General features: G+C 65.4%; 17 protein-coding genes. 9 read left to right on the forward strand and 8 right to left on the reverse strand.

The features are described from left to right. The first annotated feature begins 46 nt into the window (after positions 1 to 46). Together HZB49_RS19160 and HZB49_RS19165 are read left to right on the forward strand one after the other, a co-directional pair. Positions 47 to 331, forward strand: a complete 285-nt coding sequence (locus HZB49_RS19160; protein ID WP_291614199.1) for a hypothetical protein — start codon at positions 47 to 49, stop codon at positions 329 to 331. A gap of 71 nt (positions 332 to 402) precedes the next feature. Continuing rightward, the gene (locus tag HZB49_RS19165; RefSeq protein ID WP_291614201.1) at positions 403 to 1,371 is read left to right on the forward strand and encodes an ABC transporter substrate-binding protein; all 969 of its coding nucleotides are present in this window, start codon (positions 403 to 405) and stop codon (positions 1,369 to 1,371) included. A 5-nt stretch (positions 1,372 to 1,376) separates the two neighbouring features. On the opposite strand, the gene HZB49_RS19170 is transcribed toward HZB49_RS19165, so the two are convergent. The 3 genes from HZB49_RS19170 to HZB49_RS19180 all read right to left on the reverse strand — a co-directional run bounded on the left by HZB49_RS19170 (position 1,377) and on the right by HZB49_RS19180 (position 5,643). Beyond that, positions 1,377 to 1,577, reverse strand: coding sequence for an SDR family oxidoreductase (locus HZB49_RS19170; RefSeq protein ID WP_291614512.1), 201 nt, complete (start codon positions 1,575 to 1,577; stop codon positions 1,377 to 1,379). A 70-nt stretch (positions 1,578 to 1,647) separates the two neighbouring features. Then, positions 1,648 to 4,524, reverse strand: a complete 2,877-nt coding sequence (locus HZB49_RS19175) for an EAL domain-containing protein (RefSeq protein WP_291614203.1) — start codon at positions 4,522 to 4,524, stop codon at positions 1,648 to 1,650. Between the two features lie 117 nt (positions 4,525 to 4,641). Beyond that, the gene (locus HZB49_RS19180) at positions 4,642 to 5,643 is read right to left on the reverse strand and encodes an NAD(P)H-quinone oxidoreductase (protein WP_291614205.1); all 1,002 of its coding nucleotides are present in this window, start codon (positions 5,641 to 5,643) and stop codon (positions 4,642 to 4,644) included. Between the two features lie 98 nt (positions 5,644 to 5,741). Between HZB49_RS19180 and HZB49_RS19185 the strand changes: the two genes are divergently transcribed. Continuing rightward, a complete protein-coding gene (locus HZB49_RS19185; protein ID WP_291614207.1) occupies positions 5,742 to 5,933 on the forward strand; it encodes a DUF1192 domain-containing protein in 192 nt (63 codons plus the stop codon). A 462-nt stretch (positions 5,934 to 6,395) separates the two neighbouring features. Continuing rightward, a complete protein-coding gene (locus HZB49_RS19190; RefSeq protein WP_291614209.1) occupies positions 6,396 to 6,905 on the forward strand; it encodes a DUF1465 family protein in 510 nt (169 codons plus the stop codon). A gap of 98 nt (positions 6,906 to 7,003) precedes the next feature. Here HZB49_RS19190 and rpmE read toward each other — a convergent pair whose 3' ends face one another. Continuing rightward, entirely contained in the window at positions 7,004 to 7,228 is a 225-nt protein-coding gene (rpmE, locus tag HZB49_RS19195; RefSeq protein WP_291614211.1) for a 50S ribosomal protein L31, read from the reverse strand. Between the two features lie 193 nt (positions 7,229 to 7,421). On the opposite strand from rpmE, the gene HZB49_RS19200 reads away from it, so the two are divergent. Then, on the forward strand, positions 7,422 to 9,278 hold the full coding sequence (locus tag HZB49_RS19200) for an ABC transporter transmembrane domain-containing protein (protein ID WP_291614212.1): 1,857 nt from the start codon (positions 7,422 to 7,424) through the stop codon (positions 9,276 to 9,278). A 5-nt stretch (positions 9,279 to 9,283) separates the two neighbouring features. Here the strand turns inward: HZB49_RS19200 and HZB49_RS19205 are convergent, their stop codons facing one another. Then, positions 9,284 to 10,312, reverse strand: a complete 1,029-nt coding sequence (locus HZB49_RS19205) for a peptidoglycan -binding protein (protein ID WP_291614214.1) — start codon at positions 10,310 to 10,312, stop codon at positions 9,284 to 9,286. 19 nt (positions 10,313 to 10,331) lie between these two features. Further along, positions 10,332 to 11,330: a flagellar motor protein MotA gene (locus HZB49_RS19210; RefSeq protein ID WP_291614216.1), complete on the reverse strand. Its 999-nt coding sequence runs from the start codon at positions 11,328 to 11,330 to the stop codon at positions 10,332 to 10,334. 189 nt (positions 11,331 to 11,519) lie between these two features. Between HZB49_RS19210 and HZB49_RS19215 the strand changes: the two genes are divergently transcribed. From HZB49_RS19215 to HZB49_RS19230, 4 genes are all read left to right on the forward strand, one after another. Then, a complete protein-coding gene (locus HZB49_RS19215; protein ID WP_291614218.1) occupies positions 11,520 to 12,329 on the forward strand; it encodes a DUF1295 domain-containing protein in 810 nt (269 codons plus the stop codon). Then, positions 12,326 to 13,354: a cyclopropane-fatty-acyl-phospholipid synthase family protein gene (locus HZB49_RS19220; RefSeq protein WP_291614220.1), complete on the forward strand. Its 1,029-nt coding sequence runs from the start codon at positions 12,326 to 12,328 to the stop codon at positions 13,352 to 13,354. Before HZB49_RS19215 ends, HZB49_RS19220 begins: the two co-directional genes overlap by 4 nt. A gap of 299 nt (positions 13,355 to 13,653) precedes the next feature. Beyond that, positions 13,654 to 14,838, forward strand: coding sequence for an efflux RND transporter periplasmic adaptor subunit (locus HZB49_RS19225; protein WP_291614222.1), 1,185 nt, complete (start codon positions 13,654 to 13,656; stop codon positions 14,836 to 14,838). A gap of 4 nt (positions 14,839 to 14,842) precedes the next feature. Beyond that, positions 14,843 to 17,992, forward strand: coding sequence for a multidrug efflux RND transporter permease subunit (locus tag HZB49_RS19230; protein ID WP_291614224.1), 3,150 nt, complete (start codon positions 14,843 to 14,845; stop codon positions 17,990 to 17,992). 3 nt (positions 17,993 to 17,995) lie between these two features. On the opposite strand, the gene HZB49_RS19235 is transcribed toward HZB49_RS19230, so the two are convergent. Together HZB49_RS19235 and HZB49_RS19240 are read right to left on the reverse strand one after the other, a co-directional pair. Then, positions 17,996 to 18,574 carry a hypothetical protein gene (locus HZB49_RS19235; protein WP_291614226.1) on the reverse strand — a complete coding sequence of 193 codons (579 nt, stop codon included), beginning with the start codon at positions 18,572 to 18,574 and terminating at the stop codon, positions 17,996 to 17,998. A gap of 9 nt (positions 18,575 to 18,583) precedes the next feature. Further along, on the reverse strand, positions 18,584 to 19,372 hold the full coding sequence (locus HZB49_RS19240) for an inositol monophosphatase family protein (RefSeq protein WP_291614228.1): 789 nt from the start codon (positions 19,370 to 19,372) through the stop codon (positions 18,584 to 18,586). Positions 19,373 to 19,442: the final 70 nt, after the last annotated feature.

The raw sequence follows: 19,442 nt of genomic DNA on the forward strand, positions 1-19,442 counted from the left end.
TTTACTGCACGGACGGTTTCGGGAAGCCTGGTAAACGGGGATCGAAGTGAACGACTACGACGCGCTGCGGGATTACCTGAAGAAACAAACGCTTCCCGAGTTCGTGCTGACCTTCGAGCAGATCGAGGAAATCATCGACGCGGCGCTGCCGCGGGCGGCGCACCGCGCCTCCTGGTGGGACTCCTTGCGCAGCCCGCAGGAGAAGATGCCGCAGCGCGAGGCCTGTCTCGAAGGCGGCTATGTCGCGACACGGCAGGCGGACGGCAGCAGCGTGAAGTTCAGGAAAATTGCGCGCGATTCTCGCCGTGCGAGCGAACGTGATCGATTCTGATCGCCGGGGTTGATCGACTCGTCCGCGTGCGAAGGTTTCGGTAGGATGAGCATCTTCGTGCCGGGGGACACATGCAGCGACGCAGCTTCATCGCACTGCTATGCGGCGCGGCAGCGTGGCCGGTAGCTGCACGGTCGCAGACGGTTCGCCGCATTGGTCTCCTCCTGGCATCAGAGGAGCGCGATTCGGAAATGCGAGCCCGCCTCACGGCGTTTCAGGAAGCGATGCGGACGCTCGGCTGGACGATTGGCGGCAATGTCCAGATGGACGTCCGATGGTTCGGCGGCAGCTCGGAGCGGGCGGAGGCTCATGCGAGAGAAATCGCGGCTCTCGGCCCCGATGTCATCGTCGCGAATGCGACGGTGGGAATCGAGGCTGTCCTCAAGACAACGCGCAGTGTGCCGACGCTGTTTCTGATTGTCGGCAATCCGGTCGGCAGCGGCTTTGTGCCTAGCATGTCCCGGCCGGGCGGCAACGTCACGGGGTTCAGCGCGTTCGAGCCCGAGATCGTCGGAAGGTGGATACAGGTTCTCAAGGAGATTGCCCCCGACACGAGGCATGTCAGCGTGTTGTCCTACCCGGGATACGAATTCCTCTGGGAAAAGGCCGAAGCCGCCGCTGCTGCCATGTCGGTCGCGGCGACGATGATGCCGGCATATAATGCCACCGAGATCGAGCAGGTCATCGCAACGGCCGCTGCTCGCCCAGGCGGAGCGCTCATCGTGTTGCCCGCCCCGATGTTCTCTTCCAATCGCGAGTTGCTCGCTCGTCTGGCGGCGTCGCACAGGCTGCCGGCGGTGTATCCGTTTCGCTACTTTGTGACTGCCGGCGGCCTGATGTCCTATGGCTTTGACACGGTGGACATCTTCAAGCGAGCTTCGGGGTACGTCGACCGTATTCTCAGGGGAGAAAAACCGGGTGATCTGCCCGTGCAGGCGCCGACCAAGTTTGAGCTCGTCATCAACCTGAAGGCCGCCAGGGCGCTCGGCCTTAATGTGTCGCCGGCGATGCTCGCCCAAGCGGATGAAGTCATCGAGTAACAAGTCTAATGGATGTGGCTGCCGCCGTTCACGTCGATCGTCGCGCCCGTGATGTAGGCCGAAAGATCGGATGCCAGAAACAGGCAGGCGCCTGCGATGTCGGACGGCTTTCCCGCGCGCTGCAGCGGAACGCCGGCGACGATCTCGCCTTTGGCCTTGCGAAGGCTGGGCCACAGCGGGTCCTGACAACTTGAGCCGGTGGTTATGGGCCCCGGCGTTCGCCGGGGCGACTCCGGCTATGTTGCGCCGCGCGGCTTGGCAACCTTACGCCGGCCCTCAGCTCGCCGCTTCCAGCCGTTCTTCCGTCAACAGCCGCATCGCGGCATCGGCGTCCATCGGCTCGCCGAAGGCAAAGCCTTGCGCGTATTCGCAGCCCAATTGGTAGAGCTCGACCGCGTCGGAATCGGTCTCGGCACCTTCGGCCACCACGTCCATGCCGAGATCGTGGGCCAGCGCAATGATCGATTTCAGGATCACCGGGCGGGTGCCGCGGCTGGTGGTGCGCACGAAGGACTGGTCGATCTTGATGGTGTCGAACGGGAAGCGCTGCAGATAGGCCAGCGAGGAATGACCGGTGCCGAAATCGTCGAGCGATAGCCCGGTGCCGAGCTCGCGGATGCGGGTGAGCATCTGCGCCGCGTGCTCCGGGTTCTCCATGACAAGCGATTCCGTCAATTCCAGCTTGAGCGTGCCGCGCGCCACGGAAGAGCGCGACAGCACGGTGCGGATGTCGTGGATCAGGTCGTGGCGCAGCAATTGCCGCGAGGAGACGTTGACGCTGGCGAAGATCGGCTCGCGCGCACGCATCGCGCGCTGCCACACCGCGAGCTGCCGCGCGGTCTGGTCCATCACGAACATGCCGAGGTCGACGATCAGGCCGATTTCTTCCGCGATGTTGATGAATTCCGACGGCGACATGCGGCCGAGTTTCGGATGGTCCCAGCGCGCCAGCGCTTCGAAACCGGCGACGGAACGATCCTCCAGCCGTACGATCGGCTGGTAGAGGATCGAGATCTCCTGGCGCTCGATGGCGCGGCGCAATTCCGATTCCAGCGTCAGGCGGTCGGTCTTGCGCGCGCGCATCGCCGGCTTGTAGACGTCGATGCGGTCGCCGCCGATGCGCTTGGAGTGATACATCGCCAGTTCCGCATCCTTGATGATCTCCTCCGAGAGCTGCGTCTGCGGATCGGACAGCGCAAGGCCGATGGAAGCGGTGAGGAAGATCTCGCGGTCGTTGAAGGCGATCGGCGCGCGGATGGTCTTGCGGATGGTTTCGGCAAAGGCGGTGATGCGCGCGGAATCCTGCTCGGACAGCAGGATCAGCCCGAACTGGTCGCCGGCAAGCCGCGCCAGCGTGTCCTGCGGCTTGAGGATGCGCGTCAGTCGCCGCGCCAGCGTCAGCAGGATGGAATCGCCCACGGCAATGCCGACGGAATCGTTGACCTGCTTGAAGCGATCGAGATCGATCACCATCAGCGTCGGCCGCAGACTCGGCACGGTCTTGGCGAAGTTCGCCACCGCGTTGAGGCGATCGAGGAACAGCTTTCGGTTCGGCAGGCCGGTGAGGTTGTCATGCACGCTGTCATGCAGCATGCGCTCTTCGGCGTTCTTGCTGTCGGTGACATCGGTGAGCGTGCCGACCACGCGCGACACTTCGCCGTCGGAGCCGACCACCGGACGCGCCTTCAGCGCGAACCACATGAAATGGCCGTCGGGCGTACGCAGGCGGAAATCCTGTACCAGCCGGCCGCGGCGCTGGTCGAGCACGCTGTCGAGCGCGGCACGGAAGCGGTCCTGGTCGAGCGGATGCAACACCTCGAGCCACTTCGCGGCGGGCCCTTCCAGCGTGCCGCGCTTCAGCCCGAGCAGCGCCTCGGTCTCGGGGCTGGTGAAGACCTTGTCGGCGGAGACGTCCCAGTCCCAGATCAGGTCGCCGGAGCCGGCCAGCGCCAGCGCGCGTCGCTCGACATCGGAGACCACGCCGGTGGTGGCGCCGCCGCCCGCAAAGGCGTGCTGCATGACCGTGAAGCCGATCAGCATCACGATCAGCACGAGGCCGCCGAGCAGGGCCGGGCCGACGATGTCGTTGGTGACGGAACCAGCCACCGTCATGCCGGCCGCGATCACCCAGACCACCAGCAGGAACCAGGTCGGGATCAAGAGCACGGCGCGGTCGAAGCCGTGGGTCGAGAGATAGACGATCAGCGCAAAGCCGGCGAAGGCGATCAGCACCAGCGACATGCGCGCGATGCCGGAGGCCACCGCGGGATCGAACAGCGCCAGCGCAACCAGCGAGCCGAGGAAGGTCAGCCAGCCGATGGTGATGTGCGAATAGCGCACATGCCAGCGCGACAGGTTGAGATAGGCGAACAGGAACACCAGCAGCGTCGCCGCCAGGATCGCCTCGCCCGCTGCGCGCCAGACGCGCTCGGCATTGTTCGACACGTCGAGCACCTTGGCCCAGAAGCCGAAGTCGACGCCGATGTAGACGAGCACCGCCCAGGCCAGCGCCGCGGCGGCGGGAAACATGATCGAGCCCTTGACCACGAACAGGATGGTGAGCACGAGCGCCAGCAGGCCGGAAATGCCGATCACGATGCCATGGTAGAGCGTGAAGGAATTGACCTTGTCCTTGTAGGCGTCGGGCTCCCACAGATAGAGCTGCGGCAGCCGGTCGGTGCGCAGCTCCGCGACGAAGGTGACGACGGCGCCGGGATCGAGCGTGATGCGGAAGATGTCGGCGGTGGCGCTCTCCTGCCGCTCGGGGCGGTCGCCGACCGACGGCGTGATGGTGGCGACGCGCGACAGCCCGAGGTCGGGCCACAGCAGGCCGGACGAGACGATGCGGTAATGCGGCGCCACGATCAGGCGGTCGAGCTGGTCGTCGGTGTTGTTGGCGAGCGCGAACACCACCCAGTTCTGGCCGCCTTCGCGGGCGCGGACCTCGATGCGGCGGACGATGCCGTCGGTTCCCGGTGCGGTGGAGACCTGGATGCGGTCGGTGTCGCTGCGCTGATGGTCGAGGACGGCGGTGAGGTCGATCGCGGGCGCGTCACTGCGGACGCTGACGGCGTCGATCGCCCGCGCGGGCGCCGCGGCGGCAACAATCATGAGGCCCAGCGCAACCAGCGCAAGGCACCTGATCAGACGCAATGTCAGTACTCCGCGAAAACGTTCGTCCCGGCCAAGCGACCGGCCCGGCGTCTCGCGATAGATGCCATGAAAGCGAGGGAAATCAAAGGGTTTCCGCCCGCCCATCGTTTGGGAGAGTTAAACGGCCAACACAATTTTGCCAATATGTTGGCTGGTCTCCATGCGCCTGTGCGCGTCCGCTGCCTTTTCCAGCGGGAAAGTGCTGTCCATCACGGGTTTGACCCGTCCCTCGCGCAGCAACGGCATCACCCTGGCCTCGATGGCCGCCACCATCGCCGCCTTGTCCGCATTCGTACGGGGGCGCAGCGTGGAACCGGTGTGGGTGAGGCGCTTCACCATCAGCTTGGAGAAGTTGGCGGTCGCCTTCGGCGCGTTGGACAGGAAGGCGATCTGGACGATGCGGCCGTCGACGGCGGCGGCGTCATAGTTGCGATCGATGTAGTCGCCGCCGACCATGTCGAGGATGACATTGGCGCCGGCATTGTCGGTCGCCTTCCTGGTCTCGGCGACGAAATCCTGGGTCTTGTAGTTGATCGCGACGTCGGCGCCGAGCTTGAGACAGGCATTCGCCTTGTCCTCGCCGCCGACGGTGACGATCACCCTGGAACCCAATGCCTTCGCCAGCTGGATCGCCATGGTGCCGATGCCGGAGGAGCCGCCGTGGATCAGCAGCGTCTCGCCGGGCTTCAGCGCGCCGCGCTCGAACACGTTGTGCCACACCGTCATCAGCGTTTCCGGAATGGCGCCGGCCTCGGCCATTGTGAGCGAAGGCGGCACGGTGATCGCCTGGCCGTCTTGCGCAATGCAATACTGGGCGTAGCCGCCGCCGGCCACCAGCGACATCACCTTGTCGCCGATCTTGTGCCTGACAGCGCCGCTGCCCACGGCCACCACTTCGCCCGCAATCTCGAGGCCCGGCAGGTCGCTGGCGCCGGGCGGCGGCGGATAGGCGCCGGAGCGCTGCGCGACGTCGGGCCGGTTGACGCCGGCGGCCATTACCTTGACCAGCAGCTCGCCGGGGCCGGGCACGGGGAGGTTACGCTTTTCGGGCACCAGCACCTCCGGACCGCCGGGCTTGCTGATGGCGACAACGGTCATTTGCGCAGGCAGCTTTTCCATGATTTGTCCTTGGGAAATACGGGAAATCCGGACGATTGCTTAGCCAGCCGCATGGCGGCTGGCAACCGCCCGGGGGGCGCATAGCACGGAGGAGCGCAATGCCAGCCGAAGACGACGACCGCCCGCGCAAGAAGATCAGCCACGAGATCGGCCAGGATCTGTCGCTCTTGTCCCTCGAAGAACTGACCGAACGCATCGCGCTGCTCACGGCCGAGATCGGGCGGCTGCAACAGGCGGCCACGAAGAAGCGCGCTTCAAAGGATGCTGCCAACAGCTTCTTCAAGTCCTGAGTTGTCGCCCCGGCGCAGGCCGGGGCCCATACGCCGCGGCCCTCGCAAAGGGCACGCGGGGAGACGGCTTCGTTTCGCCAACTGCCAGCGGTGGTTATGGGCCCCGGCCTGCGCCGGGGCGACCGTAGAGAACTCGGCCAATGGCCGACATGGCAAACGAAGCCTCAACAAATCCCTTCGTTTACGATCAATTAAGCTTTCCCAGATATGACTGGGATCGTCCTCGTTTGGACACCGAGTGGCTCCTGTCCACTCTGTTTGACGCCTCCCTGTTATCAACTTCAAAAGCCGCCGATTCCTTCGGCGGCTCTTTTTTTGGCCGTCTTCCTCACCGGCGCGGAAACCATAAATCGCGTTGCAGCTGGACTCCGGCCCCCCGGACGCGCAATGATTTGTTCATCATAAGCCGGCGCCTCAAGAAGCCGGCATTTCGCGTAAATCGGTGGTGTGAGGGCGTTAACCATGGCGGGTCCGCAGGGCGACGGCGCATTGGTTCAATTGAGCGAACGGCTGACCAACTCGGCGGCGTTCGGCAATCTGTTCCGGGAGGGCATGGATCTGGTCGAGGAGACCGCCGCCTATCTCGACGGCGACGGCCGCACCGAGGCCAAGGCGCTGGAGCGTTCCGTCAGCCTGACCTATGCTACCGAGAGCATGCGCCTCACGACCCGGCTGATGCAGCTTGCCTCCTGGCTGTTGCTGCACCGCGCGGTCAAGGAAGGCGAGATGACGCTGACCCAGGCCAACCGCGAAAAGACCAAGGTGAAACTGTCCGCCGCCGATCCCGGCCCCGAGGACATGATCGCAAAGCTGCCGCAGCAGCTGCAGGATCTGATCGCCCGCTCGATGAGCCTGCAATCGCGGGTACGTCGCCTCGACACCACCATTCATGCACCGCCGCCCGAGCACCCCTCGATCGGCAATCCCCTCGTGCCGCAGCTCAACCGGCTCAAGGCCGCGTTCGAGCAATAATTCTCTCCGCCGTCGCAATGACGGATGGATTGAGCGCCAAACAAAAACGCCCCTGCTCGGCAGGGGCGTTTTGCGTTTCCAACCGCGTGGCGGCGGAGTTACTTCTTGAGGAAACCCTCGAACTTCTTCTGGAAGCGCGAGACGCGGCCGCCGCGATCCATCAGCTGCTGGGTCCCGCCGGTCCAGGCCGGGTGCGATTTGGGGTCGATGTCGAGGTTCAGCTTGTCGCCGGCCTTGCCCCAGGTGGAACGGGTCTGGTACTCGGTTCCGTCGGTCATGACGACCGTAATCATATGATAATCCGGATGAATTTCGGCTTTCATGGCTTTTCCTCTGGCGCGCCGGCGCCCGTCTCAAATCTGAAGGGGATGCGGATTTGGCCGGCTCTATAACGCATGCCTCACCCCAAAACAAGCCGCGGAACGGCTCCGGGCGGGCCCGGATGAGGGCTGTCCCGGATTTGCCAGCGCCCCCGCGGAGGGCCTATCTGGAGGCCCCCAAAACGGTCGGGACCGGATGAGCGTAGCGGAACAGCTTGAAGACGGACGCGGCAAGGCGGCAGCGCCGCGCGACGCGCTGATGGAGGCGGAAGCCGTCATCGAGGCGCCGCTCGCGGAGGCGCCGGCACGCCGCGCCAAGCTGCGCCCCTTGCTGGCGCTTGCGCCCTATATGGCGCGCTATCGCGTGCGGGCCTTCCTTGCCTTCATCGCGCTGACGGTCGCGGCGGCGACCACGCTGCTGGTGCCGATCGCGGTGCGCCGCATGGTCGACTTCGGCTTCAGCCCCGAAGGCATCGCTTTGATCAACAGCTACTTCAGCGTGATGGTGGCGATGGTCGCGGTGCTCGCGGCAGCCAGTGCGGCTCGCTACTACCTCGTGATGACCATCGGCGAGCGCATCGTCGCCGATCTCAGGCGCGACGTGCTCGCGCATCTGATGTCGCTGTCGTCGGCCTTCTTCGATTCCTCGCGCAGCGGCGAACTGGTATCGCGCCTGACCGCCGATACCGGACAGATCAAGTCCGCCGTCGGCGCTTCGGCGTCGGTGGCGCTGCGCAACATCATGCTGTTTGCGGGCGCCGTCACCATGATGGTGATCACCAGCCCGAGGCTTTCCGGCTTCGTGCTGCTGGCGATCCCGGCCATCGTGCTGCCGCTGGTGGCGTTCGGGCGCTGGGTGCGGCGGCTGACGCGCCGCGCGCAGGACCGGCTCGGTTCGGCGGCGGCCTATGTCGGCGAGCTCGTTGGCGCCAGCCGCACCGTGCAGGCCTTCACCGGCGAGGGGCTGGCCAATGCGCGCTATGGCGGCGAGGTCGAGGAGGCCTATGAGGCGGCGCTCCGCTCGCATCAGGCCCGCGCGATCCTGACCGCGGTCATCATCTTCATCATCTTCACCAGCGTGGTGATCATCCTTTGGGTCGGCTCGCATGACGTGCTGGTCGGCGACATGACGCCGGGCCGGCTCGGCCAGTTCGTGCTCTATGCGGTGTTCGCCGCCGCCGGCCTCGGCCAGCTCAGCGAGGTCTGGGGCGAATTGTCCGCAGCCTCCGGTGCCGCCGAGCGGCTGTTCGAGATCCTGCAGGTGCGGCCTGAAATAGCTGCACCCGCTTCGCCGCGCCCGCTGCCGTCGCCGCCGCGCGGCGACGTATCCTTCGCGCGCGTCAGCTTCGCCTATCCGACCCGGCCGGATGCGATGGTGATCGACGGGGTGTCATTGTCGGTGAAGGCCGGCGAGAGGGTCGCGATCGTCGGCCCTTCCGGTGCCGGCAAGAGCACGCTGTTTCATCTTCTCCTGCGCTTCTACGATCCGAAGAGCGGCACTATCTCCTTCGACGGCACGGCGATCGAAACCGTCGATCCGCGCGAGTTGCGCGCGCGCATCGCGCTGGTGCCGCAGGACTCGGTGGTGTTCGCAACCAGCGCGCGGGAAAACATCCGCTTCGGCCGGCCGGATGCCAGCGACGCCGAGGTCGAGCGCGCGGCCGATCTGGCCCATGCCACCGAATTCATCCGCCGCCTGCCCGGCGGCTTCGAGTCGCAACTCGGGGAGCGCGGCGTCAAATTGTCGGGTGGCCAGCGCCAGCGCATCGCGATCGCGCGCGCGATCCTGCGCGATGCGCCGCTGTTGTTGCTTGACGAGGCGACGTCCGCGCTCGATGCCGAAAGCGAGACCCTGGTGCAGACCGCGCTGGAAGAGCTGATGCGTCACCGCACCACGCTGGTGATCGCCCATCGTCTCGCCACCGTGCTGTCCTGCGACCGCATCCTGGTGATGGAGCACGGCCGCATCGTCGAGGAGGGCACCCACGCTTCCCTGGTCGCCGACAACGGACTTTACGCAAGGCTGGCGCGGCTGCAGTTCGATGGCGGTTAGCTAGCTCAGCGTTCCGTCAGCTTGAGCTCGATGCGGCGGTTGCGCCTGTAGGCGTCTTCCGTGGCTGCGGTGTCGAGCGGCTGGAACTCGGCAAAGCCCGCGGCGACCAGCCGCTGCGCGGGCACGCCGAGCGAAACCAGATACTGCACCACCGATATCGCGCGGGCGGCGGACAGTTCCCAGTTCGACTTGAACAGCGGGCTGTTGATCGGCCGCACGTCGGTGTGGCCGTCCACCCGCAGCACCCAGGCGATCTCGGAGGGGATTTGCTTGTCGAGCTCGACCAGCGCGGCGGCAAGCTTGTCGAGCTCGGCGCGGCCCTCCGGCAGCAGCGCCGCCTGTCCGGTGTCGAAGAACACTTCGGACTGGAATACGAAGCGGTCGCCGACGATGCGGATGTCCGGGCGGTTGCCGAGGATGGCGCGCAGGCGGCCGAAGAATTCCGAGCGGTAGCGCGACAATTCCTGCACGCGCTGGGCCAGCGCCACGTTGAGCCGCTGGCCGAGATCGGCGATGCGGCCCTGCGATTCCTTGTCGCGTTTCTCGGAAGCCTCCAGCGCTTCCTCCAGCGCCGCGAGCTGGCGGCGCAGCGCGCTGATCTGCTGGTTCAGCACCTCGATCTGCGCCAGCGCCCGCGCGGTGACCTGCTTCTCCGAATCCAGCGCCTTGTTCAGCTCATTCGCGCGGCCCTGCGCATCGCCGCCGGCGCCGGCGAGGCCGTCGTAGAGGCCCTTGATGCGGTCGCGCTCGCCTTCGGCCGAGGCGAGGCCGGCGCGCAGCTGCGTCAGCTGGTCGTCGAGATTGAGCTTGGCGAGCTTCTCCAGCGACAAGAGGTCGTTGAGCTGCGCGATCTTGGCTGAGAGCTGCTCCAGCGCCTTGTCCTTGCCGGTGACCTCCTGCGACAGGAAGAACTGCACCACCAGGAACACCGTGAGCAGGAACACGATCGACAGCACCAGTGTCGACAGCGCATCGACGAATCCCGGCCAGTAATTGAGACCGGATTCACTGCGGCGGGCACGGGCGAGGGCCATCGGTGTCTCTCCTCAGGGATCAGCTTTTCTCAGGCTGGCGGGCGATGCGCTCCAGCAGGCGCTTGATCTCCTTGTTCTGCTCGCCCTGGCCGTCGGCCCATTCGCGGATCATCTGCTGCTCGGTGCGCATATGCGCCACCAGCCCCTGGATCGCCTCCGCCAGATTGGCCATCGCCGCGGTGGCGTTGCGATTGCTGCCGCCTTCCTCCACCGCATGCCGCAACCGGTCGAGCGCCTGCTGCAGGCCGGGCCCGGCACCGGTCGCATCGTCGCGGGCATATTCGCGCACGGTGGTGGCGAGCCAGTCTTCGAGGTCGGTGTAGAAGCGGTTCTGCGCCTGGCTCGATTGCAGGTCGAGGAAGCCGAGGATCAGCGAGCCTGCGAGGCCGAACAGCGAGGACGAGAAGGAGATGCCCATACCGCCGAGCGGGGCGGCAAGACCTTCCTTCAGCGCATCGAACAGCGAGCCGGCATCGCCGCCGACCTTCAGCCCCTCGATCACCTTGCCGACGGAGCCGACGGTCTCGATCAGGCCCCAGAAGGTGCCGAGCAGGCCGAGGAACACCAGCAGGCCCGTCATGTAGCGCGAGATGTCGCGGGCTTCATCGAGGCGGGTGGCGATGGAGTCGAGCAGGTGCCGCATGGTCTGCTGCGTGATGGTCATCCGCCCGGTGCGCTCGCCGCCCAGGATCGCGGCCATCGGTGCCAGCAGGGTCGGGTGCCGCTCCACCGCAAGGCCGGGATCGGCGATGCGGAAATTGTTGACCCAGGCGACCTCCGGATAGAGCCGGATCACCTGCCGGAACGACAGGATGATGCCGATCAGGAGCACCGCGCCGATCAGGGCGTTGAGCCCGGGATTGGCGAAGAAGGCGACCATGATCTGCTTGTAGAGCACGACCATCACGAGCGCGCAGAGCACCAGGAATACCAGCATCCGCACCAGGAAAATCCGGGGCGACGACAGCTTGGTCAGCTCGATTTCCATTGCGGCGCGGGGGGAGGGATTTTGGGGCATAGGCCTTCGTCATCCATGGCGAAAAAGCGCGGTCGGACCGCCAATATGGCACAGGAACGGAGGGAGAAAAGGCCGGAATGCCCGGTTTTCGATCAGACCAAAAGGGGAACCGGAAATTGAAACCGGGCATTATCTCCCCGCGTATTTTTGCAATGTTCGATGCCTGGCTGAGCCATATCGGGATTTTGCATGGCGCTGACCTACCTTGCGGCCCTCGTTCTGATTGCCGCCTCCCTTTCGATCCTGATGGCTGGCGCCTTCCTGGTGCAGCAGCGCAGCGGCAATTCCGGCTGGGTCGATACCATCTGGACCTTCTCGCTCGGCCTCGTCGGCGCCAGCAGCGCGTTGTGGCCGATCGCGGGCGCTGAACCGAACGCCCGGCAATGGCTGGTCGCGGGCCTGGTCGCGATCTGGTCGCTGCGGCTCGGCATCCACATCGCCGTCCGCACCGCCGGGATATCGGACGATCCGCGCTATGCGGCGTTTGCGAAGGAATGGGGCCCCAACGCGCCGCGGCGGATGTTCATCTTCCTGCAGAACCAGGCGCTCGGCACCATCCCGCTGGTGTTCGCGATTTTCGTGGCGGCCCGCTTTCCCTCCGGGGCGTTGCGCTGGCAGGACTATGCCGGGGCGCTGATCCTTTTCGTCGGCATTGCCGGTGAGGCGCTGGCCGATGCGCAATTGAAACGTTTCCGGGAAAATCCCGCCAACGCCGGCCGGGTCCGCGACGTCGGCCTGTGGCGCTGGTCGCGCCATCCCAATTACTTCTTCGAATGGTTCGGCTGGCTCGCCTATCCCGTGATCGGTCTCTCGATCGATTACCCCTGGGGTTGGGCGACCCTGCTCGCACCGGTCTTCATGTACTGGATCCTGGTTCATGTGACCGGCATCCCGCCGCTGGAAGAACAGATGCTGCGCTCCCGCGGCGAGCGCTATCGCGACTATCAGCTGCGGACGAGTCGGTTCTTTCCATGGCCATCAAGGGGAGCCGCGACATGAGCTTCATCTCGACCATCATCGGTACCGCCGAGCGCGTGCCGCTGCCCGACGCGATCATCCGCGCCGCGATCCATCGATTGTGCTCACGCACGGCAACGCGGCTCTCCGAATGCGATGCAAGGACCGACGCCGCTTTCGCCGACGGAATGGCCGCGCGTGCGATCGCCGAATACACCGATGAAGCAAACGCGCAGCATTACGAGGTACCGGCGGCTTTCTTCGTCAAGGTGCTGGGTCCGAACCGCAAATATTCCTCCTGCTTCTACAGGGAGCCTGCCTCCACGCTGCAGGAGGCGGAAGAGGAGGCGCTGCGCCAGACCGCGGAGCATGCGGAGCTTGCCGACGGCCAGTCGATCCTGGAACTCGGCTGCGGCTGGGGCTCGCTGTCGCTGTGGATGGCGCGGCAGTTTCCCAACGCGCAGATCACGGCGGTGTCGAACTCGATTTCGCAGCGCGACCATATCGAGGCCGAGGCGGCGAGGCGCGGCCTCAACAATCTGCGCGTGATCACCTGCGACATGAACCGGCTCGATCTCGATGAACGCTTCGACCGCATCGTCTCGGTCGAGATGTTCGAGCACATGATGAACTGGCGCGAGCTGATGATCCGCGTGCGGTCATGGCTGAAGCCCGCAGGCGGGCGCTTCTTCATGCACATCTTCACGCACCGATCGGGCTCCTATCTGTTCGATCGTACCGTCCGCGAGGACTGGATCGCGCAGCACTTCTTTACCGGCGGCGTGATGCCGAGCCATCACCTGGTCCGGCAATATGCCGACATCCTCGAGGTAGAGAAGGAATGGCGCTGGAGCGGTACGCATTACCGGCGCACTGCGCTCGACTGGCTGCAGAATTTCGATGCGCATCGCGATGAGATCGAACGGGTGCTGCACGGCGTCTATGGTGAGGACACGGCCTTGTGGATGCGGCGCTGGCGCTGGTTCTTCCTCGCCACGGCCGGCTTGTTCGGCTACGCCGACGGCAGCGAATGGGGCGTCAGCCACTACCGCATGAAGGCTGCATAGATTCGTTTCGTTCAAACTGCGCCTAACATTCTTCCCGCTTGCTGCCTCGCTGAGCAATCAAATGACGGCGCATTAATCATTTGATCTGAATGGAACCGGAATCGCGCGGAGTCACAATCCGGTGAATCCGAAAAAGGTCTGCGGTTTCAGTCCCCTAGCGTTGTGTGACATTGAGCCGCCGCGAAAGATGTTGCATCGCGGTAGGTACGCCGTATGTTTCCTGCATAAACACGCGGAAACATCGCGTGGCGCGGCTCACCATTCGCGCTTTTGAAGTTCAACTAGGGGCGACTGTTTCGATGTCCGGCTTACGTGCGCAATCGGCCTGCATTGCATTGATGCTCGCTGTGCTGGCGCCGATGCTTGCCGGATGCAAGGAACCGACGGCGACCGCCGCTCCCGCAATCCCCGAAGTAGATGTCAGCATCGTCGTCGTGCAGCCGCGCGCGCGCGCCGTGGTGCGCGAATTGCCGGGCCGGATAGCACCGACGCGTGTCGCAGAAGTTCGCCCGCGCGTTTCCGGGATCATTGTCGAGCGGCTGTTCCATCAGGGCAGCGAGGTCAAGGCTGGCGACCCCCTCTATCGCATCGATCCGCGTCCGTTCGAGGTCGAGGTGCAATCGACCGAAGCCGCGCTGTCGCGTGCCAGGGCGGTGTTCGATCAAGCGACGTCGCATGCCAACCGCATCGGCACGCTGTACAAGGAGAAGGCGGCGCCGGAAGCGAAGAACGAAGAGGCAATCGCCACCCTGCGCCAGGCGGAAGCCGATGTCGCCGCCCGCAAGGCCGACGTGGCGCGCGCGAAGCTCAATCTCGATTACGCCACGATCCGCGCGCCGATCGACGGCATCGTCGGCGCGGCTCATGTCAGCGAAGGCGCGCTGGTGGTGCAGAACGAATCGACAAGTCTTGCAACGATCCAGCAACTCGATCCGATCTACGCCGACTTCACCCAATCGATCACCGAGATGCAACAGCTGCGCCGCGCCTTCGACACCGGTGAGCTTGTCGCACCCGATGCAGTGAAGGTGCGACTCGAGCTTGGCGCGGGCGAGCCCTATCCCATGCCGGGCAAGCTGCTGTTCTCCGAGGCCAAGGTCGACGCGCATACCGGAAAGGTGACGATGCGCGCCGAGTTCCCCAATCCGAAGCGCGAACTGCTTCCGGGCATGTATGTGCGCGTCCAGATCGAGCAGGGCATCGACAGCGACGCGATTGCGGTTCCGGAGCAGGCCATTCAGCGCAACAGCGGCGGCGGTAGCGAAGTCTTCGTGGTCAGGGACGACGGCAAGGTCACCGTCCAGCCGGTGAAGACCGGGTCGCTGCAGGACGGCATGTGGTTCGTCACCGACGGCCTGAAGTCCGGCGACAAGGTCGTGGTCGAAGGCTTCCAGAAATTCACGCCCGGCGACAGGGTCAGGACGCAGTCCTGGACCGAGGCGGACGCATCTGCGGACCTGATTCAGCAACCGCTCCGGCGATAAGACGATGCCGAGCTTCTTCATCGACAGGCCGATCTTCGCCTGGGTCGTCGCGCTTTTCATCTGCCTGATCGGCGCGATCTCGATTCCGCTGCTGGCGGTCGCGCAATATCCGATCATCGCGCCGCCGTCGATCTCGATCAGCACGAGCTATCCCGGCGCCTCGCCGGAAAACCTCTACAACAGCGTGACGAGGCTGATCGAGGAGGAACTCAACGGCGCCAGCGGCATTCTCAATTTCGAATCCACCAGCGACTCGCTGGGCCAGGTCGAGATCATCGCCAACTTCGTGCCGGGCACGGAGACCAGCGCGGCCTCGGTCGAGGTGCAGAACCGCCTGAAGCGCGTCGAGGCGCGCCTGCCGCGGGCGGTGATCCAGCAGGGCATCCTGGTCGAGGAAGCTTCCAGCGCCGTGCTGCAGATCATCACGTTGCGCTCGACCGACGACAGCCTCGACGAGGTCGGCCTCGGCGACTTCATGATCCGCAACATCCTCGGCGAAGTGCGGCGCATTCCCGGCGTCGGCCGCGCCACGCTCTATTCCACCGAACGTTCGCTTCGCATCTGGATCGACCCGGGAAAGCTGGTCGGCTACGGGCTCACCTCCGACGACGTCAACAAGGCCATTGCGGCCCAGAACGCGCAAGTGGCCTCCGGCAGCGTCGGCGCCGAGCCGAGCACGCCCGGCACCAAGATTGCCGCCCAGGTGCTGGTCAAGGGCCAGCTCTCCTCGCCGGATGAATTCGGCGCCATCATCCTGCGCGCCAGCGCCGACGGCTCGACGGTGCGGCTGCGCGACGTCGCGCGCATCGAGATCGGCGGCCTCAGTTACCAGTTCCAGACCCGCCTCAACGGCAAGCCGACCGCGGGCCTCTCCGTGCTTCTGGCGCCGACCGGCAACGCGCTTGCGACGGCCAGCGCGGTCGAGAAGAAGATGAAGGAGCTGTCGAAGTTCTTCCCCGCCAACATCGCCTACGACATTCCCTACAACATCACACCCGTGGTGAAGGCCTCGATCAACAAGGTACTGATGACGCTGGTCGAAGCGGTGGCGCTGGTGTTCATCGTGATGTTCCTGTTCCTGCAGAATATCCGCTACACCATGATCCCGACCATCGTGGTGCCGGTGGCCCTGCTGGGCGCCTGCGCCACGCTGATGCTGATGGGCTATTCCATCAACATGCTCACCATGTTCGGCATGGTGCTGGCGGTCGGCATTCTCGTCGACGACGCCATCGTCGTGGTGGAGAACGTCGAGCGCATCATGGCGGAGGAAGGCCTGCCGCCGAAGGAGGCGACGCGCAAGGCGATGTCGCAGATCACGAGCGCCATCGTCGGCATCACGCTGGTGCTGGTTGCGGTGTTCCTGCCAATGGCGTTCTTTCCGGGATCGGTCGGCATCATCTACCGCCAGTTCTCGGTCACCATGGTGGCCGCGATCTCGTTCTCGGCGTTGATGGCGCTGTCGCTGACCCCTGCGCTGTGCGCAACCCTGCTGAAGCCCGTCCAAGCCGGCCATGCGCACGCGGAGAAGGGCGTGTTCGGCTGGTTCAACCGGATGCTCGATTCCAGCCGGCATCACTATTCACGCACCGTGCAGGGCTCGCTGAAGCGCACCGGCCGCCTGATGCTGATCTATGCCGCGCTGCTGGTCGGCCTGTCCTGGGCCTTCGTGCGCCTGCCCGGCGGCTTCCTGCCGGTCGACGACCAGGGCTTCATCACCACCGACGTGCAGACCCCGCCGGAGTCCTCCTACGCCCGCACCGAGGAGGCGATCGAGAAGGTGGAGAAATACCTGCTGGAGCGTTCCGGCATCGACGACGTCACCTTTCTCACCGGCTTCAGCTTCCTCGGCCAGGGCATGAACACTGCGCAGGCGTTCATCTCGCTGAAAGACTGGTCGGAACGTCCTCCGAAGGATTCCGCGGCCAACATCGTCGCCGACATCAACAAGCACCTTGCCTCGATCCGCGACGCCAGGATCACCGCGCTGCAGCCGCCGCCGATCGACAATCTCGGCAATTCCTCCGGCTTCTCGTTCCGCCTGCAGGACCGCGGCCAGAAGGGATTTGCCGCGCTGACGGCCGCGGCCGACCGGCTTGTGTCGGAGGCGAATGCGAGCCCGATCCTGCAGAAGGTCTTCATCGAGGGCCTGCCGCCGGCGCCGCAGGTCAATTTGATGATCGACCGCGAGAAGGCCGGCGCCTTCGGCATCACCTTCGAGGACATCAACAACACGATTTCGACCAATCTCGGCTCGAACTACATCAACGACTTCCCGAACCGCGGCCGGATGCAGCGGGTGATCGTGCAGGCAGATGCCGGTAGCCGCATGAAGGCCGAGGATCTCCTGAACTACAACGTCAAGAACAGCCGCGGCCAGCTCGTGCCGTTCTCGGCCTTCGCGTCGATCGACTGGTCGAAGGGCCCGTCGCAGATCACCGGCTTCAACTACTATCCCGCCGTGCGCATCACCGGCGAGGCGAAGCCCGGCTACACGTCCGGCGACGCCATCAAGGAGATGGAGCGGCTGGCGGGTCGCCTGCCGCGCGGCTTCGGCTATGACTGGACCGGGCAATCGCTGCAGGAAAAGCTCTCCGGCTCGCAGGCGCCGCTGCTGCTGGGACTGTCCGTATTCGTCGTGTTCCTCCTGCTTGCCGCGCTCTACGAAAGCTGGACCATTCCGCTCGCGGTGCTGCTCACCGTGCCGCTCGGCGTGGCCGGCGCCGTGGTGGCGGCGACGATGCGGGGGCTCCCCAACGACGTCTATTTCACCGTCGGCCTCATCACCATCATCGGCCTTGCCGCCAAGGACGCCATCCTCATCATCGAATTCGCGAAAGACCTGCGTGCCGAGGGCAAGCCGCTGGTCGAGGCGACGATCGAGGCCTGCACGCTGCGTTTCCGCCCGATCCTGATGACCGGCCTTGCCTTCGTCTGCGGCGTGTTGCCGATGGTGGTCGCCCACGGCGCCGGCGGCGCCAGCCAGCAGGCGCTCGGCACCAGCGTGATGGGCGGCATGATCGCGGTCGTCATCCTCGCGCTGCTGATGGTGCCCGTGTTCTTCGTGTCCGTGCAGCGCGTGCTGGCGGGGGATCGGGAGAAGGCGGAGAAGAAAGCCGAGGCTGAGAGCCGCGCACACGCACCGGCGGAATAGCAATCACTCCGTGCATTTCTGCCGAGACAGTTGCTCCACCGGCAAGCTCCGCGCCTCCCGCTCCGCCCCGATGAACACCGAGCCGCCGCCGTCGCAGCTTTGGCCGGTTCGCAGCCGTTCGCCGGCCTCGAACCGCACCGAGAGCGCGTTCTGACCGATGTTGCGGAACACGGAGACGCTGCCGCCGTCGCAGTCGATGTAGCAGGACAGGACCGGCATCAGGCGGTCCACGAAGGTGTCGCTCCATTCGCAGATGGCGCCGGTCGAAAGCAGGCTCGCGTCGGTCAAACGGGCCTGAAGCCGCAAGCTGTAGCGCCAGTCGTAGCTGCGGCCGGCGCGCTCGCCGCGGAAGGGGCGTTCATCCGGCGATAGCCAGATCTCCACCCGCATCGATTTCACATCTCCGACGCTCTTCTGGTCGCGCCTCGGCGAGGACAGGTCGATCGGGCGGGGAGGGCTGTACTCGGCGGCAAAGCAGGTCGTGCCGCCGCGTTCGGGCAGCAGCGGTTCGATGCGCCAGAGCATGATCGCCAGCGCCAGAGCGGAGAGGACCGCCGCGGCCGATATGGCGAGCTTGCGCATCGCGATCCGCTACAACGGCTTCAATATCTTCACCAGCTCGGCGTGCACGAACTCGTTGCCGCAGACGACGTGGCCGGTGGTGAGCGCGTTGTCGTGGCCTTCGATGCCGGAGACGATGCCGCCGGCTTCGCGCACCATGATCTGTCCGGCCGCGATGTCCCAGGGGCTCAAATTACGCTCCCAGTAGCCGTCGAGGCGGCCGGCGGCGACGAAGGCCAGATCGAGCGAGGCGGCGCCGAAACGGCGCAGCCCTGCGACCTCGTCCTGCAGCGCTGCCAGTTCGCGGCGCGACAGCTCATGGTCGCCGCGGCCGATATGCGGCAGGCCGCAGGCGATCACGCATTCGTTGAGCTTGCGCCGGCCGGCGACGCGCAGCCGCTGGTCGTTGAGGAACGCGCCCTTGCCGCGCTCGGCGATATAGAGTTCCTCATTGGCGGGATTGTAGATCACGCCGGCGATGATCGTGCCCTCGCGCGCGAGGCCAATCGAGATCGCGAACTGCGGAATGCCGTGCAGGAAGTTGGTGGTGCCGTCGAGGGGATCGACGATCCAGGTGTGGCTCTTGTCGTTGCCCTCGCGCGTGCCGCCTTCCTCGCCGAGGAAGCCGTAGCCGGGCCGCGCCTTTGCCAGATCCGTATAGAGCATCTCCTCCGCGCGCTTGTCGGCGAGTGAGACGAAATTGGCCGGCCCCTTCAGCGACACCTGCAGATGCTCGATCTCGCCGAGGTCGCGCTTCAGGCTGCGGCCGGCGCGGCGCGCAGCCTTGACCATGACGTTGATGAGGGCGGAATAGAGCATGCAATCACGCGGCAGGAATGAGGGGAAAGGGCGATCCGTGCGGCCTTGGGTGCCCTGCCGGGCCAGCGCC

This window comes from Bradyrhizobium sp. (assembly GCF_016219575.1).
Taxonomy (GTDB): Bacteria; Pseudomonadota; Alphaproteobacteria; order Rhizobiales; family Xanthobacteraceae; genus Bradyrhizobium.